Genomic DNA, 25,930 nt, shown 5'->3' with positions numbered 1-25,930 from the left:
GCAGCAGGGCCCTGCCGGTGCGGGCGGACCCCGTTCCGCGCCTCCGTCAGGCGGCGCCCAGTCCCCGGGCCAGCCTGCGCAGCCCCTCCGCGATCTCCTGCGGGGTCTGCGTCACGAAGCACAGCCGCAGGGTGGAGCGGTCCGGCTCGCCGGCGTGGAAGGGAGCGCCGGGCACATAGGCGACGTCCTCCCGCACGACCCGCGGCAGCAGGGCGGTCGTGTCGTACGCCTCCGGCAGCCGGACCCAGACGAACATGCCGCCCTCGGGCCGGGTCCAGGCCGAGCCCTCGGGCAGGGCGGCGGGCAGGGCGGCGAGCATCGCGTCGCGGCGCTCGCCGTAGGCGCGGGCCACCCGGGCCACATGGGCGTCGAGGTCGCGGTCGGCGAGGTAGCGGGCCGCGGCGAGCTGGTTGACGCCCGGGGTGTGCAGGTCGGCGGCCTGCTTGGCGACCGCGCAGGCCCGCAGCAGCCCGGCGGGTGCCCGAAGCCAGCCGATCCGCAGCCCGGGCGCCATGACCTTGGAGAAGGATCCGAGCAGCACGGTCCGGTCCCGCGCCGCCTCCCAGGAGGCGATCCACGGCACCCGCTCGCCCTCGAACCGCAGCTCCCCGTACGGGTCGTCCTCGACGATCCACAGGCCGTGCCGGGCGGCGACCCCGGCGATCGCGGCCCGGCGTCCGGCGGGCAGGGTCCGGCCGGTCGGGTTCTGGAAGGTGGGCACGGTGTAGAGCAGCTTGGGCCGCTCCCGCACCACCAGCTCCTCCAGCGCCGCGGGGTCCAGCCCGTCCTCGTCGCCCGGCACGGGCAGGACCCGCGCGCCGGCGAACCCGAACGCCTGGAGTGCCGCGAGGTAGCAGGGGTTCTCGACCAGGACGGTGTCACCGGGCTCCAGCAGCGCGGTCGCCAGCAGGGACAGCGCCTGCTGGGAGCCGGTGGTGACGAGCAGGTCGTCGGGTCCGGTGGCGAGCCCGCGAGCCGTGGTCCGGGCGGCGAGCGCGGCCCGCAGCGCCGGCTCGCCTTCGGTGGTGGAGTACTGCAGGGCCCGCGCGGGCTGCTCGGCGAGGACGTCCCGGTAGGCGGCGGCGATGCCCTCGGCGTCGAACAGCTCCGGGGCAGGCAGCCCGCCCGCGAAGTTGATCACCTCGGGGCGGGCGGTGACGGCCAGGATGTCCCGCACCGGCGAACCGCCGACCGCGCTCACCCGCCCGGCGAGGGGCGGGACGGGCGCGGGGGCCGGTTCGGCTGACGCGGCGGACGCGGTCTCGGCGGCGAGGGTCACGGTGCGGCTCCTTAGGACGTCGGCAGGACACCGGCCCACCGAACGGCCCGGCTCCTGGCCGCACCCTAGAGAACTAGCTGCCGTCTACACCTGAGTTTCCGCGATACGGACCCTGCCGGACCCGAGAGGCGCCTACTCCCCGCCGTCCTCCGCCGGGCCCCAGCCGGAGTCGCCCAGCGGGAAGTCGTACGCGGGACGGCCGTTGTTGCCGCTGGTGCGGAACGGCTGGTCGCCGTCCCCGATGCGCAGCGTCCCGCCCCGTGAACCGCTCGTCCAGGCCAACTCCAGGTACCAGCGCACGTCGTACGCCGAGGCGTCGGCCATGATCTGGAAGACCTCCACGTCCGACTCGCTCACCGTGAACGGGAAGTCCCGGCCGCCGGCCGCCGCCTGCACCGTCGGGCGGGCCGCGTCCAGCGCGATGCTGAACGGCCGCTTCGGTACGTCGCCGCCGCAGCCGACCCCCATGGTGTAGTCGTTCCAGGGCAGCGGCGCGTCCCGGCCCACCACCCGCACCCGAAGGCTCTCCACGACCACGGTCTCCTCACCGGTGCCCTGCACGGTGAGCGTCACGAGCTGCTCCCCCGCCGACACCGCCTTCTCCGCGGCCACCCAGGCGGGCGCGTCCTGTTCCGTGGGCGGCGGTGGCACCGACTCCGGCGGGCTGTCGATCAGGTAGTGCTGGGAGCAGGGGGTCTCCCACGTGTAGGGGCGGGTGGTGACGGCGAGCGGGACGCCGGTCGCGCGTTCGCCGTCCTCCGGGCGCGTCGACGGGACGCTCGCGGAGGGCGAGGAGACGCCCGCGGCGGCGGAGCCCGAGCCGTCCTTCTCGTGCTTGTCCCGCTTCTGCTGTTTTTCCTCGGGTGACCGCGACGCGGACGGCGGGACGGAGGTCGCGGGCACCGAGGACGTCCGCCGCTCGCCGTCCGGCGCGGCCACGCCGACGGGGCCGCGCCGTGCCGCGTCGGCGTCCCCGCCGTTCCCGCCGGGCAGGTTCACCGCGAGCGCCACCATCCCGAGCACGGCGGCCGCGGCAGCGGCGACGAGAGCGGCCCGCCGCCGCGAAGGGCGTACGGAGCGCTCGGGCACCACCTCGGCCCCCGGCTCGGGCACCACCTCGGCCCCCGGCTCGGGCGCCGGTTCCGCCCCCGGTTCCTGCGCCGGTTCCGCCGGCCCGGCGGGGAGCGGCCCCACCGGCCCGTCACCCACCGCGTCCGCCGGCTCGCCGGACCGCCCGCCGTCCACCCGTGCCACCGGCCCACCGGTCACCGCGTCCGCCGGCTCGCCGGGCTGCCCCTCGCCGGCCGGTCCCTCGCGGCGCCGCGCGGGCGGCGCCTCACTCGCGGCGGGCCTGCGCCCGCGTCCCGCGTCCGCCAGCACCCACCGCCGGTGCAGCTCGACCAGCTCCTCCGGCGATGCCTTGCACAGCCGCGCCAGCCGCTCCACGGGCGCGTAGTCGGTCGGTACGGCGTCCCCGTTGCAGTAGCGGTGCAGCGTCGACGTACTCATGTGCAGCCGCTTGGCGAGCACCCCGTAGCTGAGTCCCGAGCGTTCCTTCAACTCCCGCAGCAGCGCCGCGAAATCCCCCGCGAAGTCCTCCGACACCGTTCCTCCGCCCCTACTCGTCCCGTCCCGGTGTTCCAGGGAAAGGCCGTTCCCCCAGGTCAAGCCGTTGTGGGCGTTCCAGCGTCCCTTGTTGTCCGCCGGCTGTGGCAGCCGGGACGGAACACCCCGCAGGCTTCAGTCATCCAAGCACGCCGCTCCCGCCGAACGGTCGAGCGGCCGGACCCGACTCACCTGCACGAAAAGGAATCAGCCATGCGCACCTTCCGCCACACCCGTCTGCTGGCCGTCACCGGCGCCGCCCTCACCGCCCTCGCCCTCACCGCCTGCGAGGACGGCACGGGCACCAGGGACGAGGGCGCGTCCGCACCGGCCGCGACGCCGACGGCCTCCGCGACCGCGCCGCCCTCGGCGGCGCAGAGCCCGTCGGGCACCGCGGAGCCCGCAGCCGCCGAGCCGGAGAAGACGCCCGCGGAGAAGCCCGCGTCCCCCGCCCCCACGAAGGCCCCCGGCGCCGCCGCCGGTGCCGACGACGGTCCGGTACGCACCGTCTGCAACGGCTCCAACACCAAGGTCACCGCGCAGCCGGTGCCCCGCCCGCTCAACCACATGCTGCTCACGGTCACCAACACCGGTGCCAAGCCGTGCAACCTGATGTACTACCCGGTGCTCCGCTTCGACGAGATGCAGTGGGTGCCCCAGGCACGCCCGGACACCAAGCCGCAGGCGGTGCCGACGCTCGCCCCGGGCGAGTCCGGCTACGCGGGCGTCCTGCTGTCCGCGGCGGACGGCAGCGGCGACGGCGGCACGACCGCCCGCAAGCTGACCGTGGCCTTCCAGGGCGGTACCCCGAACAGCGACGGGGGCCCCGCCGCGACCCCGCCGCTGCCCGCCGCGGGCGTCTACTACGACAGCTCCCTGACGGTGACGTACTGGCGGTCCTCGATGGAGGACGCGCTCGGCTAGTAGCGGCCCTGGTTCAGCTTGCGGGCCACCTCGGTGGCCCAGTAGGTGAGGACGGTGCGCGCGCCGGCCCGCTTGATGCCGGTCAGCGTCTCCAGGATGGCCCGGTCCCGGTCGATCCAGCCCTTCTCGGCGGCGGCCTCGATCATCGAGTACTCGCCGGAGATCTGGTAGGCGGCGACCGGCACGTCCACGGCGTCCGCGACCCGGGCGAGGATGTCGAGGTAGGGACCGGCGGGCTTCACCATCACCATGTCGGCCCCCTCCTCCAGGTCGAGGGCCAGCTCGCGCAGCGACTCGCGGACATTGGCCGGGTCCTGCTGGTAGGTCTTGCGGTCGCCCTGGAGCGACGACGCCACGGCCTCCCGGAAGGGCCCGTAGAAGGCGGAGGCGTACTTCGCGGTGTACGCGAGGATGGCGACGTCCTCCCGCCCGATCTGGTCGAGCGCGTCACGCACGACGCCGATCTGGCCGTCCATCATCCCGCTGGGGCCGACCACGTGGGCGCCGGCGTCGGCCTGCACCTGGGCCATCTCGGCGTACCGCTCCAGCGTGGCGTCGTTGTCGACGCGGCCGTGCTCGTCGAGCACACCGCAGTGCCCGTGGTCGGTGGTCTCGTCGAGGCACAGGTCGGACATGACGAGCAGGTCGTCCCCGACCTCGGCCCGCACGTCCCGGATGGCCACCTGGAGGATCCCGTCGGGGTCGGTGCCCGGCGTCCCGGCCGCGTCCTTCTTCTCCTCCTCCGGCACGCCGAACAGCATGATCCCGGAGATCCCGGCCTCCACCGCCTCGGCGGCGGCCTTGCGGAGGCTGTCCCGCGAGTGCTGGACCACGCCCGGCATGGCGGCGATCGGCACCGGCTCGCTCACGCCCTCCCGCACGAAGGCGGGCAGGATGAGGTCGGCCGGGTGCAGCCGGGTCTCGGCGACCATGCGCCGCATGACGGGGCTCGTACGCAGCCGACGCGGACGCGTCCCGGGAAAGGATCCGTACTTCGTCATACGCCTACGCTACGCCCGCCCCGCCACCCCCTTTACCGACGCCCCGTCGGCGCCCGGCCGCCTTCGTGCCGGCGTCCCGCATGCAGCCGCCGCCCCCCGGCGCCATGCTGGTAAGGACGGTTCGCGACCGTCCCGCACGAACGGTCCGCGAACGGTCCGTTCGAACGATCCGCAAGACCCCGAAGGGCCCCGACGGCCTCCCTCCGCTCCCCCCGGCCGCGCCGCCGCCGTCCCTCCGTCGTCGCACGCGTCACGGAGGACACGATGACCGCCACCCACCCCACCCCCGCCCTGTTCGCCCTCTCCGACGTCCGCGGCCCGGTTCTGCGCCCCGGCGACGACGGCTACGCCGAAGAGGTCACCGGCTTCAACCTCTCCGCCCTGCACACCCCGGACGTCGTGGTGGGCGCGACCGGCGCCGACGACGTCGTGGCGGCCATGCGCTGGGCGAGCGCCACCGGAACCCCGGTCGCCGTGCAGGCCACCGGCCACGGCGCCAACTTCCCCATCGACCACGGCCTGCTGATCAGCACCGCCCGGATGACCGGGGTGGAGGTCGATCCCGCCCGGCGTACCGCGACGGTGGCCGCCGGGGCCAAATGGAGCCACGTCATGGCGGCGGGCGCCCCGCACGGCCTCGCCGGTCTCAGCGGCACCTCCACGGACGCGGGAGTGGTCGGCTACACGCTGGGCGGCGGACTGCCGGTGCTCGGCCGGGCGTACGGCTTCACCGCCGACCTCGTGCACTCCTTCCAGGTCGTCACCCCGGACGGCACCCTGCACGAGACGGACCCCGGTCACGAACCGGAGCTGTTCTGGGCACTGCGCGGCGGCAAGGGCAACGCCGGCGTCGTGACGTCGCTCGTGACGGACCTGCTGCCGGTGCCCCGCCTGTACGGGGGGAGCCTGTACTGCCACGCCCAGCACGCCGAACCCCTGCTGCGCGCCTGGGCGGAGTGGACGCGGACCGTGCCGGACGAGATGTGCAGCGCGTACACCATCCTGCGGCTGCCGCCCATCCCGCAGATCCCCGAGCCGCTGCGCGGCGGCTTCTGGGCCCGTGTCGCGCTCGCCTGGCCCGGCGATCCGGCCCAGGGCGAGGCGCTGATCGCGCCGCTGCGCTCGGCGGCCCCGGTCGCGGTCGACATGGTGGCGGAGATGGACCACGCGGACCTGGACCGCATCCACCTGGAGCCACAGGACCCGCTCCCCGCCCGGGAGTCCTGCCTGCTGCTGCGCGACCTGCCCGCCGACGCCCTGGACATGCTGGTGGAGCTGGCCGGTCCGGCGGCGGGCGAGGAGTATCCCCTGCTGATGGTGGAGGTGCGGCACATGGGTGGCGCGCTGGCCCGCCCGCCCGCCGTGGAGGACGCGGTGTGCGCCCGGGACGCGCGGTACTTCATCGACTCGGTCGGCGTGCTGCCCGCCCCGCCGGTCGCCGAGGCCGTGGAGCGGGCCACGCGGGAGCTGTACACGGCCATGGCCCCGTACGGCACCGGGCGCACCATGGTCAACATCCACGGCACACCGGGCGACGAGGCCGACCGCGCCCGCGCCTGGACCCCCAAGGTCCACGACCGCCTGCGCCGCACCAAGGCGACGTACGACCCGGACAACCTGCTCCGCTTCGGCCACACGGTCGCCCCGGCGTGACCTCTTGCCGGTGAAGAGGGGCGGCCCGTACGGCCGCCGGCTGTCCGGTGCGTGTCCGGTTCCGTCCGGGTTGCCCGGGTGACCTGACGGCCACGGCCGCAGTTGGTCCGGGGAAGGGCGCACGCGGCGGGAGGCGGCGGACATGAGCGGGTGGGAAGCGGGGCTGGACGACGAAGAGGCCGGGGCCGTGATGCGCACGGTCGCACGGCAGCTGAAACTGTGGCGCGAGGCGGCCGGCCTGACCCAGGCGGAGCTCGGAGCGGCCATCGGCTACGGGGAGGAACTGGTCTCCTCGGTGGAACGGGGACGGCGCATCCCCCGGCCCGAGTACCTGGACGCGGCGGACGAGATCCTGGGCGCGGGCGGGAAGATCGCGGCGATGAAGGGGGACGTGGCGGAGGCCCGGTACCCGAAGAAGGTGCGGGACCTGAAGAAACTGGAGGCTGGCGCGGTAGAGCTGTGCGCGTACAACAACTCCGTCATTCACGGGTTGTTGCAGACCGAGGGATACGCACGAGCAGTCCTCAGCGCACGCCGCCCGCCCTTTGCCGCCGACCAGTTGGATCAGCAGGTAGCGGCGCGCATGGCACGGCAAGAGATCATGAACGACACGACAGCCGAAGCTCTCTTCAGTTTTGTCCAGTGCGAGTCGACGCTGCGTCGGCCCATCGGAGGCAAGATGGTGATGCGTGGGCAGCTTGAACGCCTGTTGGAAGTCGCCGCGCTCCACAACGTCGATCTTCAGGTACTACCTCTGAGCCGCGAGGAAAACTCGGGGCTCGACGGCTCGTTCAGGTTGCTCCGGCTCGAGGACGGCACCACGGTCGGTCATGTGGAGGTGGCGCACATCAGCCGCGTGATCTCGGAGCCGAAAGAGGTGCAGCTCCTGGATATCCAGTATGGAATCATCCGGGCACAGGCTCTCAGCCCACGGGAGTCGATGGCCCTCATCGAGAAGGTGCTTGGAGAGACATGAAGCTGGAGTGGATAAAGAGCAGCTACAGCACGTCCAGCGGCCCCGACTGCGTCGAGGTGGCTATCCCGGACGACGAGAGCCACGTCCTCGTCCGCGACTCCAAGAACCCCGACGGCCCCCGCCTCGCGCTCACCCCCACCACGTGGGCGAGCTTCCTGCCGTACGCCGCCGCGCACTGACGGAGTCGACACGCGCGGCCCGCACCGGGTGCACGGTGCGGGCCGTATCCGCGTGGGTCAGGTCGTCGTACGCCGCCTGCGCGCCCCCGGACGCCGCTCGCTCGGCCGGGTCACCGGGTCGCCGGCCTCCAGGGCGGCGGCCCGGCGGCGCATGCCGAACTCGGCCAGCGCCTCGGCGAGCTTGTGCACGGACGGTTCGGGCGCCATCACGTCGACCCGCAGCCCGTGCTCCTCGGCGGTCTTCGCCGTGGCGGGCCCGATGCAGGCGATGACGGTCACGTTGTGCGGCTTGCCGGCGATGCCGACCAGGTTCCGCACGGTCGACGACGACGTGAACAGCACCGCGTCGAAACCGCCGCCCTTGATCGCCTCCCGCGTCTCGGCCGGCGGCGGCGAGGCGCGCACGGTCCGGTAGGCGGTGACGTCGTCGACCTCCCAGCCCAGCTCGATGAGCCCGGCGACCAGGGTCTCGGTGGCGATGTCGGCGCGCGGCAGGAAGACGCGGTCGATCGGGTCGAAGACCGGGTCGTAGGGCGGCCAGTCCTCCAGGAGTCCGGCGGCCGACTGCTCGCCGCTGGGCACCAGGTCGGGCTTCACGCCGAAGGCGATCAGCGCCTTGGCGGTCTGCTCGCCGACCGCGGCGACCTTGATCCCGGCGAAGGCACGCGCGTCGAGCCCGTACTCCTCGAACTTCTCCCGGACGGCCTTGACCGCGTTCACCGAGGTGAAGGCGATCCACTCGTAGCGGCCGGTGACCAGGCCCTTGACCGCCCGCTCCATCTGCTGGGGCGTGCGCGGCGGCTCGACCGCGATGGTCGGCACCTCGTGCGGCACGGCACCGTAGGACCGCAGCTGGTCGGAGAGCGACGCCGCCTGCTCCTTCGTGCGCGGCACGAGCACCTTCCAGCCGAACAGCGGCTTGGACTCGAACCACGAGAGCTGGTCACGCCGGGCGGCGGCGCTGCGCTCACCGACCACGGCTATCACCGGCCGGCCGCCCTCGGGCGAGGGCAGCACCTTGGCCTGCTTCAGCGTCTGGGCGATGGTGCCGAGGGTCGCCGTCCAGGTGCGCTGCCGGGTGGTGGTGCCGGCGACGGTCACCGTCAGCGGGGTGTCGGGCTTGCGGCCGGCGGCGACCAGCTCGCCCGCGGCGGCGGCCACGGAGTCGAGCGTCGTGGACACCACGACCGTCCCGTCGGAGGCGCCCACCTCGGTCCAGCACCGGTCGGACGCCGTGCGCGCGTCGACGAACCGCACGTCCGCGCCGTCGGCGTCGCGCAGCGGCACACCCGCGTAGGCGGGCACGCCGACGGCGGCGGCGACCCCGGGGACCACCTCGAAGGGGACCCCAGCGGCGGCGCAGGCGAGCATCTCCTCGGCGGCGTACGCGTCGAGTCCGGGGTCGCCGGAGACGGCACGCACGACCCGCCTGCCGCCCCGCGCGGCCTCCATGACAAGATGTGCGGCATCCCGTTCTGCGGGTGCGGCGACGGGTGTTGACGTGCCGTCAACCACCGTGAGCTGAGGCGTGCCTGTGCCCGGAAGCCGGTCCGCGGACGGACCCGCGGGGTCCGGATCCGTGTTGACGACGGCGACGCCCGGCCGGGCGTGGACGCGCACGACGTCGAGCACCTCGTGCTCGGCGACGAGGACGTCCGCGCTGGCCAGCGCCTCCACGGCGCGCAGGGTCAGCAGCCCCGGGTCTCCGGGTCCGGCACCCAGGAAGGTGACGTGCCCGTGGTCGGGACAGGCGGGAAGGGTGGTGGGGCTCACTGTGCTCGCTCCCCCATCAGACCGGCCGCGCCCTGGGCAAGCATCCGGGCCGCGAGGTCACGGCCGAGCGCCACTGCCTGGTCGTGCGTCTGGGGCACGGGACCGGTGGTGGACAGCTGCACCAGCGAGGTGCCGTCGGTCGTGCCGACGACGCCGCGCAGGCGCATTTCCTTGACAGTCTGCTCGTCGGCATGGGGGTTCCCCCGCTCGAGCGGACCCGAGAGTGGGGGAAGGTCGGCCAGCGCGCCCACGGGGGCGCTGCAGCCGGCCTCCAGGGCGGCGAGCAGGGACCGCTCGGCGGTCACGGCGGCCCGGGTGAGCGGGTCGTCGAGTTCGCCGAGCGCGGCGATGAGGTCCGCGTCGTCCGCGGTGCACTCGATCGCCAGGGCCCCCTGGCCGGGGGCGGGCAGAACGGTGTCGACCGACAGGTAGTCGGTCGCTTCGTCGCTGCGGCCGATCCGGTTCAGTCCGGCGGCGGCCAGCACGACGGCATCCAGCTCGCCGTTGCGGACGTAGCCGATCCGGGTGTCGACGTTCCCGCGGATCGCCACGCACTCGATGTCGAGTCCGTGGGCGCGGGCGTACGCGTTCAGCTGCGCCATGCGGCGCGGCGAACCGGTGCCGATGCGCGCCCCGCGCGGCAGGTCGGTGAACTTCAGGGCGTCCCTGGCGACGATCGCGTCGCGCGGGTCCTCGCGCACCGGTACGGCGGCCAGGACCAGCTCCGCGGGCTGCGTGGTCGGCAGGTCCTTCAGCGAGTGCACCGCGAAGTCGACCTCGCCCCGCACCAGCGCGTCGCGCAACGCGGTCACGAACACGCCCGTGCCGCCGATCTGCGCCAGCGCCTCACGGGACACATCCCCGTAGGTGGTGATCTCGACCAGCTCGACAGGCCGGCCGGTCACCTGGCTGACGGCCTCCGCCACCTGCCCGGACTGGGCCATGGCGAGCTTGCTCCGCCTGGTCCCGAGCCTCAGCGCCTTCTCACTCATCGTGGCCCTCGGTTCTTCTCGGTGCTGTCCTCGGCTCGCGAGACGGAGGCCACCGTCTCCTGGTCGAGGTCGAACAGGGTGCGCAGCGCGTCCGCGTATCCGGCGCCGCCGGGCTCGGCCGCGAGCTGCTTGACCCGTACGGTCGGCGCGTGCAGCAGCTTGTCGACGACCCGGTGCACGGTCTGCCGGATCTCGCTGCGCTGCTTGTCGTCGAGGCCGGGCAGCCGCCCGTACAGCCGGGCGATCTCACTGGCGACGACATCGGCGGCCATCGTGCGCAGCGCGACGACGGTCGGCGTGATGTGGGCGGCCCGCTGGGCCGCGCCGAAGGCCGCCACCTCGTCAGAAACGATACGGCGGACCTGGTCGACGTCGGCCGCCATCGGCGCGTCGGCGGAGGCGTCCGCCAGCGACTCGATGTCGACCAGCCGCACCCCGGCGAGCCGGTGCACGGCCGCGTCGATGTCGCGCGGCATGGCGAGGTCGAGGAGGAAGAGCACGGGCTCGGGGCGCTCGGCCGCCACCGGTTCGGGCCGGCGCCGCTCGGGGATCCGGCCGACGGTCGCCACCGTCGCGGCGAGCGCGCCGATCAGCTCGGCGTCCGCGCCGGGCGTCCGCCGGGCGGCCTCGCGCCGCTCCGCCGGGGCCGCGGCGACCCACGCGGCGTGCTGCTCCAGCGTCGCGGCGTCCATCCCGGCCACGGCGGCCTCGCCCATGACGGAGAAACCGGGCGCGGCGGCGGGCAGGTCCAGCGGGCACCCCTCCTCGGTGCCGACGCTGGTGGGCGGCAGCGGGGTGGGGCGGGTCTCCGCCGGCCGGTCGGCCGTACGGCGCTCACCGGCCGGCTCGGCGACCGCCTGGCCGGTGCGGCCCCGCACCGCGGCGGCGACCGCCTCGGCGCCGAGCACCAGCCCGGTCGCGCCGGTGCAGGAGACGGCGAGGTCGGCACGTGTCAGCTCGTCCGGCACCGCGTCCATCGGCACCGCGCGGGCGAGCACCCGCGCGTCGTCGGCCTCGGTGAGGATCTGGGCCAGCCGCTCGGCGCGCTCCTGGGTGCGGTTGGCGACGACGACCTCGGCGACACCGGCCCGGGCGAGCGTCGCGGCGGCCAGCGAGGACATCGAACCGGCGCCGATGACCAGCGCCTTCTTGCCGCGCGCCCAGTCCTCGACCGGCCCGCCCGCGGCGAGCTGCTCCAGGCCGAAGGTGACCAGGGACTGCCCGGCGCGGTCGATCCCGGTCTCGGAGTGCGCCCGCTTGCCGACCCGCAGGGCCTGCTGGAACAGGTCGTTGATCAGCCTGCCGGCGGTGTGCAGCTCCTGGGCGCGGGCCAGCGAGTCCTTGATCTGGCCGAGGATCTGGCCCTCGCCGACGACCATGGAGTCCAGTCCGCAGGCCACCGAGAAGAGGTGGTGGACGGCCCGGTCCTCGTAGTGCACGTAGAGATAGGGGGTCAGCTCGTCGAGCCCGACGCCGCTGTGCCGGGCGAGCAGCGTGGACAGCTCGGCGACACCGGCGTGGAACTTGTCCACGTCGGCGTACAGCTCGATGCGGTTGCAGGTGGCCAGCACGGCGGCCTCGGCGGCCGGTTCGGCGGCGACGGTGTCCTGCGCCAGCTTGATCTGGGCGTCCGCGCTCAGCGCCGCCCGCTCCAGCACGCTGACCGGGGCGCTGCGGTGGCTCAGCCCCACCACGAGGAGGCTCATGCCGGCATCACGGCGGGTACGTCCCCGTCGGGTCCCTGGTCGGCGGAGTCGCCGCGGCCCGCGGCGGCCGGCACGGCGGCCTCGCCCGCGGCCTCCTCGCCGGCCTTGCGCTGCTCGTGGAAGGCGAGGATCTGGAGTTCGATCGAGAGGTCGACCTTGCGCACGTCGACGCCGTCCGGGACGGACAGCACGGTCGGCGCGAAGTTCAGGATGGAGGTCACCCCGGCGGCGACCAGCCGGTCGCACACCTGCTGCGCGGCACCGGCGGGGGTGGCGATCACACCGATCGACACACCGTTGTCCTGGATGATCCTCTCCAGCTCATCGGTGTGCTGCACCGGGATCCCGGCGACGGGCTTCCCGGCCATGTTCGGGTCGGCGTCGATCAGCGCGGCGACCCGGAAGCCGCGGGAGGCGAACCCGCCGTAGTTGGCGAGCGCGGCGCCGAGGTTTCCGATACCGACGATCACAACCGGCCAGTCCTGGGTGAGCCCCAGTTCGCGGGAGATCTGGTACACGAGATACTCGACGTCGTAGCCCACGCCACGCGTCCCGTAGGAGCCCAGGTACGAGAAGTCCTTGCGCAGCTTCGCGGAGTTGACCCCGGCCGCCGCCGCCAGCTCCTCGGAGGAGACGGTCGGCACCGAGCGCTCGGAGAGAGCGGTCAGGGCGCGGAGGTACAGCGGAAGCCGGGCGACGGTGGCCTCGGGAATCCCTCGGCTACGGGTCGCCGGTCGGTGAGTTCGGCCAGTTGCCACGGTGCTCCTGCGGGTAGAGCGGGGCTGCAGGCGGTCGTACGTCCCCAGACCGCCCCGTCGGAAGCAGGCTATGTCTTTGTGAACGCGTGCACAAAGATGGTGTCCGATTTGCCCGGCCAACGTGACGGGGGTCACGACCGATTACCTTCCTCACGATCTACGCCCCCGAGACCACTACAGCCATCGATCCTAAGCCGTCAGCGCCTTTCGAAGCCGCTGTTCATCCACCCGCCAGAACGTGTGCCGAGCCCCGTCCACCAGCACCACCGGGATCTGCTCCCAGTAGCGATCGTGCAGGTCAGCGTCCTGCGTGATGTCCTTCTGCTCCCACGGCACACCCAGCTCCCCGCAGACCTTCTCGATGACGATCTGTGCGTCATCACACAGATGGCAGCCGGGCTTGCGGATCAGGGTGACCAGACGGTCCTGGGGGGCGGGCGCGGAGCCGCGCCGGAAGATGGGACTCATACCGGCCATTCTCCCGCTCCCCGGCCCGTCCCGTACGTCCCGCTCGCGCGCGGTCCGCGCCCGCGCTCCCGGCACCGGACGGAACCTCCGGCCGGACTGGCTATGCTCACGCCATGGCCGCTCTCGGATGGCTCACCCCCCGCAGGCGCTCCGCCACGGCGCGGAGCGTGTTGGCAGGCGAGGCCTCGGCGGAGGCCGCCCGCAAGTCCGCCGAGGTCTCCCCGGAACCGCCCTTCCCGGTGCCCGGCGACGAACAGGCCGCCGCCTTCTTCGACCTGGACAACACCGTCATGCAGGGCGCCGCACTGTTCCACTTCGGCCGGGGCCTGTACAAGCGCAAGTTCTTCGAGACCCGCGACCTCGCCCGGTTCGCCTGGCAGCAGGCGTGGTTCCGGCTCGCAGGCGTCGAGGACCCCGAGCACATGCAGGACGCCCGCGACTCGGCGCTCTCCATCGTCAAGGGCCACCGCGTCGCCGAGCTGCGGACGATCGGCGAGGAGATCTACGACGAGTACATGGCCGAGCGGATCTGGCCGGGCACCCGGGCGCTCGCCCAGGCCCACCTGGACGCCGGCCAGCGGGTGTGGCTGGTCACCGCCGCCCCCGTGGAGATCGCCCAGGTGATCGCCCGCCGCCTGGGCCTGACCGGCGCGCTGGGCACCGTCGCCGAGTCCGTCGACGGCGTCTACACCGGGAAGCTGGTCGGCGAGCCCCTGCACGGCCCCGCCAAGGCGGAGGCGGTGCGCGCGCTGGCCGTCGCCGAGGGCCTCGACCTGTCCCGCTGCGCCGCGTACAGCGACTCGCACAACGACATCCCCATGCTCTCGCTCGTCGGCCACCCGTACGCGATCAACCCCGACAGCAAACTGCGCAGGCACGCCCGCGAGATGGACTGGCGGCTGCGCGACTACCGCACCGGCCGCAAGGCGGCCAGGGTCGGCATCCCCGCCGCGGCGGGCGTCGGCGCGGTCGCGGGCGGCACGGCCGCGGCCATCGCCCTGCACCGCCGCCGCCGCTGACGGGGCCCGCCGGCGATCACCCGGGCCGGCCCCTCCCCCGCATCCCTCCCCGGCGCCCCTCCCCCACGCCCTCCCCTGCCTCCGCTTCCCCGGCCCGTCAGCCGCGCCCGTCAACCGCGCCCGTCAACCGCGTCCGTCAGCCGTGGGCACCGCCCGGCCGGCCCGGCCGGTCCGGCCGACACGCCCCGCCGGGCGGGCCAATCCACGAGTCGTACCCACCCGCACGCCCGGCCAGTCCCCCCTTACCGCACCCGGCCACAACCCGTCTCCGACCCACCCGGAATCCGAACCCTTCCGGTCAGCAATCGATCACTCTGCGGAACTTGAGTAGTCGTCAATCGGTTACGGAAGCGACGTAATCGATGATTTGAGCAACTGGGTGTAGCGGCGCCTGTACGAAGCGTTATTCTCCTCAGACGCAATCCGGTACCGCTCCGTCGCTACGACGGGTGAAAGGTTCCGCACTGCACGTGATGGAAGCTCTGCCTCTGGGAGTCCCGTGTACCCACACGTCGGGGTTGACGCCTCGGGCCTGGCTACGCTGCGCGCGACGGTCCAAGGACTGCTGCGCGACTTCGTCCCCACCGCGTACGCCGTCCCCGCCTTCGCCTCCGCCGCGCCCGTCGGCCCGTGCTACGCACTGGCCGAAGGCGGCGCCGCGGTCGGCAGACGAGGACGTTCCACGGGCGCCGCCACCGCGCGCCGCCCGGCCGCCGACAGCGACAGCGCCCGCATGATGGACCTCGTCGAGCGCGCCCAGTCCGGCGAGGCGGAGGCGTTCGGCCGCCTCTACGACCAGTACAGCGACACCGTCTACCGGTACATCTACTACCGCGTGGGGGGCAAGGCGACCGCCGAGGACCTGACCAGCGAGACCTTTCTGCGCGCCCTGCGCCGCATCGGCACCTTCACCTGGCAGGGCCGCGACTTCGGCGCCTGGCTGGTCACGATCGCCCGCAACCTGGTCGCCGACCACTTCAAGTCGAGCCGCTTCCGGCTCGAAGTGACCACCGGCGAGATGCTCGACGCCAACGAGGTCGAGCGCTCCCCCGAGGAGTCCGTCCTCGAGTCCCTCTCCAACGCCGCCCTCCTCGACGCCGTACGGCGGCTCAACCCCCAGCAGCAGGAGTGCGTGACGCTCCGCTTCCTCCAGGGCCTCTCGGTGGCCGAGACCGCCCGCGTCATGGGCAAGAACGAGGGCGCCATCAAGACCCTCCAGTACCGCGCCGTACGCACCCTCGCCCGGCTCCTCCCGGACGACGCGCGCTGACCCCCCGCACACGCGACCCTCCGCTGTCCCCAACTCACCCTCGGTGAAAGTCCGTTGACTTCCCGGACCGCTCCTCCGCCGTCCGTAACCGAAGTACCGCGCCACTCGTTGTTCGGGATGCAGGCTCCCTGTGGTCACACCCCGGCCGTCTCCGCTCGCTCGTTCGCGTGGAACCGGCCGGAGTGTGCAACCCTCAGGACCCCCTGGGGAGTCGACCGTCATGACGAGAGGAGGTGCCGCCAGTGATCGCGAACGTATCGGCGCACCGGCGGGCGAACGCCTTCGCCCAGGCTCTGGAGGAGCAGCCCGACCGGGACACGGCGGACGAGCAGCCCGAGGCACCCGCCCCGGCTGCCGGCGAACCCGCCGAGCAGGGCCGGCTGCTGGCCCTCGCGACCAGTCTCGGCGAGCTGCCCAAACCCGAGCTGGACCCCGAGGTCAAGGTCGTCCAGCGGGCCCAGTTGGTGGCCGCGATGGAGGCCATGCTGCAGGAGGGCGGCGAGGCGGACCGTTCGGTGCCCGAGCAGCGTCGCGCCCGGGGCGCACACCGGGCGACGACCCCACTGGGAAAGTTCCGGCCGCGCACCCGGCTGGCCAAGGGCCTCACCGCCGGCGGCCTCAGCGTGGGTGTGGCCGCCGGGGCCTTCGGTGGAGTCGCGGCTGCCAGCTCGGACGCCCTGCCGGGTGATTCGCTCTACGGCCTCAAACGCGGCATCGAGGACTTCAAGCTGGGCCTCGCCGACGAGGACGACGAGCGCGGCGAGATGTACCTCGACCAGGCCTCCACCCGCCTGAGCGAAGCACGTCGGCTGATGGAACGCGGTCGCGGCGGCCACCTCGACCACGAGTCCCTCGGCGAGATCCGCCGCGCCCTGTCCGGGATGCGGCACGACGCCTCGGAAGGCCACCGGCTGCTCAGCGCGGCCTACGAGCGCGACCCCGAGTCCCTGGGGCCCATCCAGGCGCTCTCCGCCTTCTCCCGCTCCCACCGTGACGCCTGGGGCGCCCTGCGCGAGCGGCTGCCGCTCCAGCTCGGGGACGTCAGCGAACAGGTGTCGTCGGTCTTCGACGCCATAGACCAGGAGGTCGCCCCGCTGCAGTCCCTGCTGCCCCAGCCCCCGGCCAAGGGCGGCGACACGGGCGACGGGCAGCGGGGCCCGGGTGCCGGCGAGTCCCACGGATCCTCCGGCACCGGCCGTCCCACCGCGCCCAGCACCGGCGGCACCACCGACACCGGGCCCTCGGACGGCTCCGGCCGCCCCAGCCAGCCGGCGGAGTCCGGCAGCGACAGCGACGGCCTGCTCGGCGGCAACACGGGCGGCCTGCTCGACCCGCCGCCGCAGAACACCGGTCCCGCCTCCCCGCCCCAGAGCGTGACGCCGACCCCCGAGCCCGACGTCACCCTCCCGCCCCTCCTGCCCGGCCTCCTGCCCGGCCTGGGCATCGAGGCGCAGGACGCGGAGTAAGCAGCGCGAGACCGGGCGGTACGACGACGGGGGCGCCCCCTCCACAGGGCGCCCCCGTCGCGTACCCGCGCACTGGACGCGTGAGGACGCGTCACGCCCCCGGACGCACGCGGAAGCACACCGGCCGGCCGAGACTCAGAAGAACACCGACCGCCGCTGCACCAGCAGCTTGTAGAGCGTGTGCTGGATCTGCTCCCTGACCTGGTCCGTCAGGTTGAACATCAGCATCGGGTCCTCCGCGGCCTCGGGCGGATACCCGTCCGTCGGGATCGGCTCCCCGAACTGGATCGTCCACTTCGTCGGCAGCGGCACCGCGCCCAGCGGCCCGAGCCACGGGAAGGTCGGCGTGAGCGGGAAGTACGGGAAGCCCAGCAGCCGGGCCACCGTCTTCGCGTTGCCGAGCATCGGATAGATCTCCTCCGCCCCGACGATCGAGCAGGGGATGATCGGCGCCCCGGCGCGCAGGGCCGTGGAGACGAACCCGCCCCGCCCGAAGCGCTGGAGCTTGTAGCGGTCCGCGAAGGGCTTCCCGAGGCCCTTGAAGCCTTCCGGCATCACCCCGACCAGCTCGCCCTGCTCCAGCAGCCGTGCGGCGTCCTCCGCGCACGCCAGGGTGTGCCCCAGCTTGCGGGCCAGCTCGTTGACGACCGGCAGCACGAAGACCAGGTCGGCGGCGAGCAGCCGCAGGTGCCGTCCGGCGGGATGGTGGTCGTGGACGGCGACCTGCATCATCAGACCGTCCAGCGGCAGCGTCCCGGAGTGGTTGGCGACGATCAGCGCCCCGCCCTCCGCCGGGATGTTGGACAGGCCCTTCACCTCGACCCGGAAGTACTTCTCGTACACCGGCCGCAGCAGCGACATCAGGACCTGGTCGGTCAGCTCCTCGTCGTACCCGAAGTCGTCGACCTCGTAGTCCCCGGTGAGCCGGCGGCGCAGGAACGCCAGCCCGGCCGCCACCCGCCGTTCCAGATCGCCCGTCTCCGCGGGCCGCGGCGGCTGCTGCCCGGGCGCCGCGGCGTCGTCCTCCCGCGGCGCCTCCCGGGTGGGCAGCGCCTGCACCTCCCCGGCCTCACGCCCCCGCGCGGGCTCGCCGCCCCCGCGCCGGCTGCCCGCGCCGCGGCGCCGCGACGGCCGCTGTACGGCGCCCCCGCGGGACCGGTCGTCGTCGAACGGAATGACCTTGGCGTCCGCCATCGTTGCTGCGCTCCTCAGTTGGCGCCGTGCGTCGGGGAGTGACTCGGTGAGGGGGCCGGGGAGCCGCCGGCTCCCGGCCCGTCGGACAGCGCGGCGGCGAGCCGGTCCACGGCACCCGCCAGGGACTCGGGCGGCAGCAGCCCGGGCCCGTGGCCGCGGACGAAGTCCGCGAACGTCTCCGCGGTGGTGTACTTCGGCCGGAACCCCAGCGTCTCCCGCATCTCGGTGGTGTCCACCACCCGGCCGTGGGTGAGCAGCCGGATCTGCTCGGGCGAGAAGTCCGTCATGCCCAGCGTCCGCACCAGGGACCCGGCCCAGGTGACCGCGGGCAGCAGCAGCGGCACCGTGGGGCGGCCGAGCCGCCGCGAGCACTGGGAGAGCAGCAGCACGCCGTCACCGGCGATGTTGAAGGTGCCGCTGTTGAGCGTGCCCCGGGCCGGCTCGTGCGAGGCCAGCCGCAGTACGTCGATGACGTCGTCCTCGTGCACGAACTGCAGCCGCGGGTCGTAGCCGAACACCGTCGGCAGCACCGGCAGCGCGAAGTACGAGGCGAGCGGCGAGTCCCCGCTCGGCCCGAGGACGTTGGCGAACCGGAGCACGCACACGGCGACGTCCGGCCGGCGCCGGGCGAACCCGCGGACGTACCCCTCGACCTCGACCGTGTCCTTGGCGAAGCCGCCGCTGGGCAGCGACTTGGGCGGGGTGGTCTCGGTGAACACGGCCGGGTCGCGCGGCGCGGACCCGTACACGTTCGTGCTGGACTTCACCACCAGCCGCCGCACCGCCGGGGACTTCTGGCAGGCGCCGAGCAGCTGCATCGTCCCGATGACGTTGGTCTCCTTGACCGTGACCCGGCTGCCGCCGGCCAGCCCGCTCGCCGTGACGTCCAGGTGGACCACGGTGTCGGCGCCGGTCTCCGCGAGCACCCGGGCGATCGTGGGCTGCCGGATGTCCGCCTGGACGAAGTCGGCCCCGCCCAGGTGGTGCTCGGGCGGCACCGCGTCCACGGCGACCACCCGGTCCACCTCCGGATCACGCTGGATGCGCCGGACGAACCGGCCGCCCAGCGGGCGGGCCACTCCGGTCACGAGCACGACCTTGCCCAAGATCAGCGCCTTCCCTCGTACCGCCGCACGTCCTTCGCGTCCCTGCTCGTCAGCCTGCCGCGTTCCCCTCCTGCGGCCAACTTAGCGGGTCCGTGTCGCCCTGTGACGACCGCCTGACGCGTGACGTGGCGGAAAACCGGTGTCGGAAAACGCGTATGGCCCCCCACCGGATCGGTGGAGGGCCATACCCACGCTTCCGCAGCGCTGCGGTGCGTCGCCTTACTTCTTGTTACGACGCTGAACGCGCGTGCGCTTGAGCAGCTTGCGGTGCTTCTTCTTGGCCATCCGCTTGCGCCGCTTCTTGATAACAGAGCCCACGACTACCCTCGCTCACTTCTCATCACTCGGTGTTTGGGCGCCATGGGCCCACACGACCTACGAGGGGCTAGCCTACCCGCCCGAGCGCTGAGGTCGTAATCGGGGTGAGCGGGGAGATCGAAAAGTGCCCAGGACCGATCCCCCCGGACCGTCGTCAGGCGGTGTCCACCCCCACGTAGCTGTCGCGGAGGTACTCGTGAACCGCGTTCTCCGGAACCCGGAAGGACCTCCCGACCCGGATCGCGGGCAGATGACCGCTGTGCACCAGCCGGTACACGGTCATCTTCGACACTCGCATCACCGAGGCGACTTCCGCCACGGTAAGGAACTGAACCTCGCTCAGAGGCCTCTCGCCAGCTGCAGCCATGACACACCTGAACCTTCCGCACTCGACGGCCACCGGCTTCCCCTTCCGGTGACTCTTCGTCGCTGCGTGCTCACTCCCCAGACTAGGGGCGGGTGATGCAAGTGGGGAAGAGGTGCACCGCACGGCGGCCTACTGTGACAGACACGCTCGATTGAGTACGTAACGGGTAAGCGGACGGTAGTAAACGGACCGCGCAGCGTCATCGACCGGAACGACCACGGCCACGCGCCCCTCCGCCTGCGCCACGAAGGGCGCCGGGTCGTCGGTGTCGGCCAGACCGATGGCGTCGAACCCCAGCTGACCTGCTCCGCAGACCCATCCGTGGTCCCCGATCACCAGCTCGGGAAGGGGCCCGCCGCACTCCGCGGCAGCCGCCAGCGCGGTCCGGACCGGCAGCGGTGAGTGGGTGTGCGCGCCCGTCGCACCACCACGGGCCGAGGCACCGGGTTCCCGCACCAGCGCGACTCCCCGTACGTAGTCGAGGCTGTGCGTGCGTAGGCCGAACCGGGTCAATATGTCGACACAGCGACCCTTCGCCGGGGTGAGGACAGCACATCCCGCCGCCGACAGCGCCGCCGCCAAAGCGGCGTAGAAGCCCAGCAGCCGGTGCGGGTGCCCGGTGCCGAGAAGCACCGGCGCCCGCCGCCGGGCGACGGCGCCGATCCGCTCGGCGAAGGCGTCCAGGGCGGCGAGGGTCAGCTCCGGATCGATCAGATCCGGACCCGAAACACACCCCATGTCCCCAGAAACGCCACACCTTTCGGCCATCAATCCCACCAAATCCGGCACGCGCCAGGCCCCCACCGGATCGACCCCGATCAGCACCCGGGGATCCCGCGCCGCGAACAGCCGATAACTGCGCAGGCTCTCCTCGCGACCGGTGGCCACCCGTCCGGCCAGCCCCGCCGCCACCAGATGCTCCCGCAGAACCCCGGCACTCACCATGCGCCGATGCTGCCGGACGATGCCGTCCCCCGCCCCCGAATCAGCCGAGGAGCCCGCAGTTGGCGTAACCGGCCGCCGCGCCACGGCCGCCGGGCCGCGTACCCGGTCCCCACCCGGCCCGTACCCGGACGCCGGCCGGCCGCACGGCCCCTACGCCAGCAGCCCCCGCAGCGGGAACACCGCCCGCCGCACCGCCAGCACCGCCTGATCCAGCCGGTCCGCGGGGTCGTACCCGGCCTCCCACTCCCGGAAGACCACCGGCCACCGCCCATCGGTCATCCGCCCCGGCCCCAGCTCCCGGGTGCGCGCGTACACCTCCTGCCGCCAGCTCTCCGGGATCACCGTCTCCGGCGCGATCTGCCGCCCCGCCGCGATCCCCACGAGGTGCGTCCACGACCGCGGCACCACCTCCGTCACGGCGTACCCGCCGCCGCCCAGCGCCACCCACCGCCCGCCGGCGTGCTCGTGCGCCAGCGAGTGGCACGCCATCTGCACCGCCCGCTGCGCGTCCAGGGACACCGCCAGGTGCGCCAGCGGATCCTCGAAGTGCGTATCGGCCCCGTGCTGCGTCACCAGCACCTGCGGCCGGAAGTCCGCGATCAGCTCCGGCACCACCGCGTGGAACGCCCGCAGCCACCCCGTGTCCCCGGTCCCGGCCGGCAGGGCCAGGTTCACCGCCGACCCCTCACCCGCGCCGCCACCGGTCTCCTCCGGCCACCCGGTCTGCGGGAACAGCGTCCGGGGATGCTCGTGCAGCGAGATCGTCAGGACCCGCGGGTCCTCCCAGAACGCCGCCTGGACACCGTCCCCGTGGTGGACGTCGACGTCCACGTACGCGACCCGCTCCGCCCCCAGCTCCAGCAGCCGTGCGATCGCCAGCGCGGCGTCGTTGTAGACGCAGAAGCCGGCCGCGCCTCCGGGCATCGCGTGGTGCAGCCCGCCCGCGAAGTTCACCGCGTGCTGCGCCTCCCCCCGCCACACCGCCTCCGCGGCCCCCACGGACAGCCCGGCGATCAGCGACGACACCTCGTGCATCCCGGCGAACGCCGGATCGTCCAGCGTCCCGAGGCCGTAGGCCGCGTCGGCGGCCCGCGGGTCGGCCGACGCGGCCTTCACGGCCTCGATGTAGTCCTGGCGGTGGACGAGCCGCAGCGTCGACTCCCCCGCGGGCTTCGCGCCCACGACCTCCACCTCACGGTCGAGTCCCAGCGCCGAGACCAATCGGCGGGTCAGGGTCAGCCGGACCGGGTCCATCGGATGGCCCGGCCCGAAGTCATACCCCGTTACTGCCTCGTCCCACATCAGCTGTGCGCGGCCGCTCATGCCCGCCACCGTATCGGTCCGGTTGAGTCTCGAACGACCGGGCGTACACGAGCGGCACCAGGATCAACACCATCGGCACCAGCATCGCCCCGCGATAACTCCATGCGTCCCCCAGCGCCCCCACCAACGGCGAACCGATCAGGAACCCCGCGTAGTTGAACACGTTCAGCCGCGCGACCGCCGCATCGGAGGCCCCCGGGAACAACCGCCCCGCCGCGGCGAACGTCTGCGGCACCAGCACACACAGCCCGAGCCCCAGCAGGGTGAACCCGAGCATCCCCGCCCACGCCCCGGGCGCCCCGGCCACCACGGCGAAGCCGGCCGCCGCCACCAGCGCCCCGCCCCGTACGACCGCCACGGCCCCGTACCGCCGCACCCCGCGGTCCCCCACCGCCCGTCCCAGCAGCGTGGTCACCATGTAGACGTTGTACGGGACGGTCGCCGTCTGCTCCGAACCCCCGAGCACGTCCTGGAGGTACTTCGCGCTCCAGTTCGACACCGTCGAGTCCCCGATGTACGCGAACGTCATCACCAGACACAGCGGCAGCAGCACCCGCAAGACGACGGCACCGTCCCCCGCACCCCCGCCCCCGCCCTCCCGGGCGACCGCCCCGCCCGCATCGACGTACCACCGGCTCCCCACCAGACACAGCGGCAGCAGCACCCCCACGACCGGCAGGTACGACACGACCAGCGGGAGCTGCCCGTGCGCCGCCACCCACGCCAGCGAGGCCCCGAGAATGCCGCCCAGGCTGTACGCGGCGTGGAACCCGAGCATGATGCTGCGCCCGTACGACCGCTGGAGACTCACTCCGAGCATGTTCATCGAGGCGTCCAGCGCCCCCACGGCCAGCCCGAAGGCGCCGAGCGCCACCGCCAGCCCGGCCATCCCCTCCCCCGCGCCCACCCCGAGGAGCGCCAGCAGCACGACCGGCTGCGACCACCGCAGCACCGAGCTGGGCGCGCTCCGCCGCACCAGCCTCTCGGTGGCGACGCTGCCGACCCCGGCCAGCACCGGCACGGCCGCCAGGAACGCCGGCAGCAGCGCGTCCGACACCCCGTACCGGTCCTGGATGGCGGGGATCCGCGTCACGAGCAGCGCGAAGGCGACACCCTGGGCGAAGAAGCCGAGCGCCAGCGAGGCCCTGCCGCGCCGCAGCACATCCGTCATGGCGGCGAGCGTAGGGCCCCGGCCCGCGGCTGGGTACATCCCGCCGAAGATGAATTCTCCTCAGCTTCGGCCGAGCCGGCCGAGCAGCTCCCCCATGTCCGAGAACAGCGCGGTGGCCCCGGCCAGCTTCCCGGCCGGTGTCATCGCCGTGTACCCGTACACGTCCATGCCCGCCGCCACGGCCGCCTGTACGCCCAGCGGGCTGTCCTCGACGACGGCGCACCGCTCCGGCGCGACGCCCATCCGCTCCGCGGCGTACAGGAAGAGGTCGGGTGCCGGCTTCCCCCGCCCGACGTCCTGCGAGCTGAAGATCCGCCCGTCGTCGAACCACTCGTCGAGACCGGCCGCCCGGTGCCCCACCCGGATGCGCTCATGACTTCCGGAGGAGGCCACGCAGTACGGCACTCCGTCCGCGGCCAGCTTCTCCAGCACCTCGGCGGCCCCGGCGACCGCCTTCAGTTCCTGCTCGAACGCCGCGAACACCCGGGCGTGGAAGACATCGTCGAAGTCCTCGGGCAGCCGCTGACCGGTCCGCTCCAGGATCAGCTCGTGGATGCGGTGCATCGCGGAGCCCATGTAGTCCCTGATGGAGTCCTCGTACGTCGTCGGGTGCCCCAGCTCGGTGAGGTAGGCGGCGAGGTGCCGGTTGGAGATCGGCTCACTGTCGACGAGCACGCCGTCGTTGTCGAAGATGATCAGGTCATAGCGCATACCGTAGACCCTAAACGCAGAAAACCCCCGCATCTTTCGATACGGGGGTTTTCCCAATAATTGTTCGGCGGCGTCCTACTCTCCCACAGGGTCCCCCCTGCAGTACCATCGGCGCTGTAAGGCTTAGCTTCCGGGTTCGGAATGTAACCGGGCGTTTCCCTCACGCTATGACCACCGAAACACTATGAAACAATCAACCGCACCACACCACACGGTGTGGGGTTGTTCGTGGTTTCAGAACCAACACAGTGGACGCGAGCAACTGAGGACAAGCCCTCGGCCTATTAGTACCGGTCAACTCCACACGTTACCGTGCTTCCATATCCGGCCTATCAACCCAGTCGTCTACTGGGAGCCTTACCCCATCAAGTGGGTGGGAGTCCTCATCTCGAAGCAGGCTTCCCGCTTAGATGCTTTCAGCGGTTATCCCTCCCGAACGTAGCCAACCAGCCATGCCCTTGGCAGAACAACTGGCACACCAGAGGTTCGTCCGTCCCGGTCCTCTCGTACTAGGGACAGCCCTTCTCAAGACTCCTACGCGCACAGCGGATAGGGACCGAACTGTCTCACGACGTTCTAAACCCAGCTCGCGTACCGCTTTAATGGGCGAACAGCCCAACCCTTGGGACCGACTCCAGCCCCAGGATGCGACGAGCCGACATCGAGGTGCCAAACCATCCCGTCGATATGGACTCTTGGGGAAGATCAGCCTGTTATCCCCGGGGTACCTTTTATCCGTTGAGCGACGGCGCTTCCACAAGCCACCGCCGGATCACTAGTCCCGACTTTCGTCCCTGCTCGACCCGTCGGTCTCACAGTCAAGCTCCCTTGTGCACTTACACTCAACACCTGATTGCCAACCAGGCTGAGGGAACCTTTGGGCGCCTCCGTTACCCTTTAGGAGGCAACCGCCCCAGTTAAACTACCCATCAGACACTGTCCCTGATCCGGATCACGGACCCAGGTTAGACATCCAGCACGACCAGACTGGTATTTCAACGACGACTCCACCTGAACTGGCGTCCAAGCTTCACAGTCTCCCAGCTATCCTACACAAGCCGAACCGAACACCAATATCAAACTGTAGTAAAGGTCCCGGGGTCTTTCCGTCCTGCTGCGCGAAACGAGCATCTTTACTCGTAGTGCAATTTCACCGGGCCTATGGTTGAGACAGTCGAGAAGTCGTTACGCCATTCGTGCAGGTCGGAACTTACCCGACAAGGAATTTCGCTACCTTAGGATGGTTATAGTTACCACCGCCGTTTACTGGCGCTTAAGTTCTCAGCTTCGCCTGGACGAATCCAAGCTAACCGGTCCCCTTAACGTTCCAGCACCGGGCAGGCGTCAGTCCGTATACATCGCCTTACGGCTTCGCACGGACCTGTGTTTTTAGTAAACAGTCGCTTCTCGCTGGTCTCTGCGGCCACCCCCAGCTCAAGGTGTAAAACCCATCACCGGGTGTGGCCCCCCTTCTCCCGAAGTTACGGGGGCATTTTGCCGAGTTCCTTAACCATAGTTCACCCGAACGCCTCGGTATTCTCTACCTGACCACCTGAGTCGGTTTAGGGTACGGGCCGCCATGAAACTCGCTAGAGGCTTTTCTCGACAGCATAGGATCATCCACTTCACCACAATCGGCTCGGCATCAGGTCTCACCCTTGATGAGTGGCGGATTTGCCTACCACTCGGGCTACACCCTTACCCCGGGACAACCACCGCCCGGGAT

The 25,930-nt window shown here is 72.2% G+C and carries 23 protein-coding genes and 2 rRNA genes (1 of these 25 cut by a window edge); 7 read left to right on the top strand and 18 right to left on the bottom strand.

Going from position 1 to position 25,930, the window contains the following annotated elements; genetic code table 11:
* Positions 1-46: 46 nt before the first annotated feature.
* Entirely contained in the window at positions 47-1,279 is a 1,233-nt protein-coding gene (locus SGLAU_RS18985; RefSeq protein ID WP_043503060.1) for a PLP-dependent aminotransferase family protein, read from the bottom strand.
* Between the two features lie 132 nt (positions 1,280-1,411).
* Positions 1,412-2,884, bottom strand: a complete 1,473-nt coding sequence (locus SGLAU_RS18980; RefSeq protein ID WP_043503059.1) for a transcriptional regulator — start codon at positions 2,882-2,884, stop codon at positions 1,412-1,414.
* Positions 2,885-3,097: 213 nt separating this feature from the next.
* On the opposite strand from SGLAU_RS18980, the gene SGLAU_RS18975 reads away from it, so the two are divergent.
* A complete protein-coding gene (locus SGLAU_RS18975) occupies positions 3,098-3,808 on the top strand; it encodes a DUF4232 domain-containing protein (RefSeq protein WP_043503057.1) in 711 nt (236 codons plus the stop codon).
* Here the strand turns inward: SGLAU_RS18975 and hemB are convergent.
* The gene (gene hemB, locus SGLAU_RS18970; RefSeq protein ID WP_043503056.1) at positions 3,805-4,809 is read right to left on the bottom strand and encodes a porphobilinogen synthase; all 1,005 of its coding nucleotides are present in this window, start codon (positions 4,807-4,809) and stop codon (positions 3,805-3,807) included. The two genes, SGLAU_RS18975 and hemB, sit on opposite strands and share 4 nt — an antisense overlap.
* Before the next feature lie 264 nt (positions 4,810-5,073).
* Here hemB and SGLAU_RS18965 point away from each other — a divergent pair, with 264 nt between their 5' ends.
* From SGLAU_RS18965 to SGLAU_RS18955, 3 genes are all read left to right on the top strand, one after another.
* The gene (locus SGLAU_RS18965; RefSeq protein WP_043503053.1) at positions 5,074-6,462 is read left to right on the top strand and encodes an FAD-binding oxidoreductase; all 1,389 of its coding nucleotides are present in this window, start codon (positions 5,074-5,076) and stop codon (positions 6,460-6,462) included.
* A 142-nt stretch (positions 6,463-6,604) separates the two neighbouring features.
* Positions 6,605-7,438: a helix-turn-helix domain-containing protein gene (locus SGLAU_RS18960; RefSeq protein WP_043503051.1), complete on the top strand. Its 834-nt coding sequence runs from the start codon at positions 6,605-6,607 to the stop codon at positions 7,436-7,438.
* The gene (locus SGLAU_RS18955; RefSeq protein ID WP_043503049.1) at positions 7,435-7,617 is read left to right on the top strand and encodes a DUF397 domain-containing protein; all 183 of its coding nucleotides are present in this window, start codon (positions 7,435-7,437) and stop codon (positions 7,615-7,617) included. The genes SGLAU_RS18960 and SGLAU_RS18955 overlap by 4 nt, the downstream gene beginning before the upstream one ends.
* Positions 7,618-7,674: 57 nt before the next feature.
* Here SGLAU_RS18955 and SGLAU_RS18950 read toward each other — a convergent pair whose 3' ends face one another.
* From SGLAU_RS18950 to SGLAU_RS18930, 5 genes are all read right to left on the bottom strand, one after another.
* A complete protein-coding gene (locus tag SGLAU_RS18950) occupies positions 7,675-9,390 on the bottom strand; it encodes a uroporphyrinogen-III synthase (protein WP_043503046.1) in 1,716 nt (571 codons plus the stop codon).
* Complete coding sequence (gene hemC / locus SGLAU_RS18945; protein WP_043503044.1) at positions 9,387-10,382, bottom strand: hydroxymethylbilane synthase; 996 nt, start codon at positions 10,380-10,382, stop codon at positions 9,387-9,389. The genes SGLAU_RS18950 and hemC overlap by 4 nt, the downstream gene beginning before the upstream one ends.
* Entirely contained in the window at positions 10,379-12,088 is a 1,710-nt protein-coding gene (locus SGLAU_RS18940) for a glutamyl-tRNA reductase (protein ID WP_043503042.1), read from the bottom strand. The genes hemC and SGLAU_RS18940 overlap by 4 nt, the downstream gene beginning before the upstream one ends.
* Positions 12,085-12,846: a redox-sensing transcriptional repressor Rex gene (locus SGLAU_RS18935; RefSeq protein ID WP_043503039.1), complete on the bottom strand. Its 762-nt coding sequence runs from the start codon at positions 12,844-12,846 to the stop codon at positions 12,085-12,087. The genes SGLAU_RS18940 and SGLAU_RS18935 overlap by 4 nt, the downstream gene beginning before the upstream one ends.
* 189 nt (positions 12,847-13,035) lie before the next feature.
* A complete protein-coding gene (locus SGLAU_RS18930; protein WP_043503037.1) occupies positions 13,036-13,323 on the bottom strand; it encodes a glutaredoxin family protein in 288 nt (95 codons plus the stop codon).
* Positions 13,324-13,427: 104 nt separating this feature from the next.
* On the opposite strand from SGLAU_RS18930, the gene SGLAU_RS18925 reads away from it, so the two are divergent.
* The 3 genes from SGLAU_RS18925 to SGLAU_RS18915 all read left to right on the top strand — a co-directional run bounded on the left by SGLAU_RS18925 (position 13,428) and on the right by SGLAU_RS18915 (position 17,069).
* Positions 13,428-14,333 carry an HAD family hydrolase gene (locus SGLAU_RS18925; protein ID WP_043503035.1) on the top strand — a complete coding sequence of 302 codons (906 nt, stop codon included), beginning with the start codon at positions 13,428-13,430 and terminating at the stop codon, positions 14,331-14,333.
* 499 nt (positions 14,334-14,832) lie between these two features.
* Positions 14,833-15,603: an ECF subfamily RNA polymerase sigma factor, BldN family gene (locus SGLAU_RS18920; RefSeq protein WP_043503033.1), complete on the top strand. Its 771-nt coding sequence runs from the start codon at positions 14,833-14,835 to the stop codon at positions 15,601-15,603.
* A gap of 242 nt (positions 15,604-15,845) precedes the next feature.
* Positions 15,846-17,069: a DUF5667 domain-containing protein gene (locus SGLAU_RS18915; RefSeq protein WP_043503030.1), complete on the top strand. Its 1,224-nt coding sequence runs from the start codon at positions 15,846-15,848 to the stop codon at positions 17,067-17,069.
* 135 nt (positions 17,070-17,204) lie between these two features.
* Here SGLAU_RS18915 and SGLAU_RS18910 read toward each other — a convergent pair whose 3' ends face one another.
* The 10 genes from SGLAU_RS18910 to SGLAU_RS18870 all read right to left on the bottom strand — a co-directional run.
* Positions 17,205-18,263, bottom strand: coding sequence for a lysophospholipid acyltransferase family protein (locus SGLAU_RS18910; protein WP_043503027.1), 1,059 nt, complete (start codon positions 18,261-18,263; stop codon positions 17,205-17,207).
* 14 nt (positions 18,264-18,277) lie between these two features.
* On the bottom strand, positions 18,278-19,369 hold the full coding sequence (locus SGLAU_RS18905) for an NAD-dependent epimerase/dehydratase family protein (RefSeq protein WP_043503026.1): 1,092 nt from the start codon (positions 19,367-19,369) through the stop codon (positions 18,278-18,280).
* Positions 19,370-19,588: 219 nt separating this feature from the next.
* The gene (locus SGLAU_RS33725) at positions 19,589-19,687 is read right to left on the bottom strand and encodes a 30S ribosomal protein bS22 (protein ID WP_003948845.1); all 99 of its coding nucleotides are present in this window, start codon (positions 19,685-19,687) and stop codon (positions 19,589-19,591) included.
* 154 nt (positions 19,688-19,841) lie between these two features.
* The gene (locus SGLAU_RS18900; protein ID WP_159072833.1) at positions 19,842-20,054 is read right to left on the bottom strand and encodes a helix-turn-helix domain-containing protein; all 213 of its coding nucleotides are present in this window, start codon (positions 20,052-20,054) and stop codon (positions 19,842-19,844) included.
* Between the two features lie 129 nt (positions 20,055-20,183).
* A complete protein-coding gene (locus tag SGLAU_RS18895) occupies positions 20,184-20,999 on the bottom strand; it encodes a phosphatase (RefSeq protein ID WP_043503021.1) in 816 nt (271 codons plus the stop codon).
* A 150-nt stretch (positions 21,000-21,149) separates the two neighbouring features.
* Complete coding sequence (locus tag SGLAU_RS18890; RefSeq protein ID WP_043503019.1) at positions 21,150-22,322, bottom strand: acetoin utilization protein AcuC; 1,173 nt, start codon at positions 22,320-22,322, stop codon at positions 21,150-21,152.
* Positions 22,273-23,493: an MFS transporter gene (locus tag SGLAU_RS18885; RefSeq protein WP_043506794.1), complete on the bottom strand. Its 1,221-nt coding sequence runs from the start codon at positions 23,491-23,493 to the stop codon at positions 22,273-22,275. The genes SGLAU_RS18890 and SGLAU_RS18885 overlap by 50 nt, the downstream gene beginning before the upstream one ends.
* Before the next feature lie 60 nt (positions 23,494-23,553).
* Positions 23,554-24,204, bottom strand: a complete 651-nt coding sequence (locus SGLAU_RS18880) for an HAD family hydrolase (RefSeq protein WP_043503018.1) — start codon at positions 24,202-24,204, stop codon at positions 23,554-23,556.
* A gap of 62 nt (positions 24,205-24,266) precedes the next feature.
* Positions 24,267-24,383, bottom strand: a 5S ribosomal RNA gene (rrf, locus tag SGLAU_RS18875).
* A gap of 85 nt (positions 24,384-24,468) precedes the next feature.
* Positions 24,469-25,930: ribosomal RNA gene (locus tag SGLAU_RS18870) — 23S ribosomal RNA — on the bottom strand (it continues 1,661 nt past the right edge of the window).

The sequence above is a fragment of the Streptomyces glaucescens genome, assembly GCF_000761215.1.
GTDB classification, from domain to species: domain Bacteria; phylum Actinomycetota; class Actinomycetes; order Streptomycetales; family Streptomycetaceae; genus Streptomyces; species Streptomyces glaucescens_B.
This window is presented reverse-complemented; position numbering and strand designations above follow the sequence as displayed.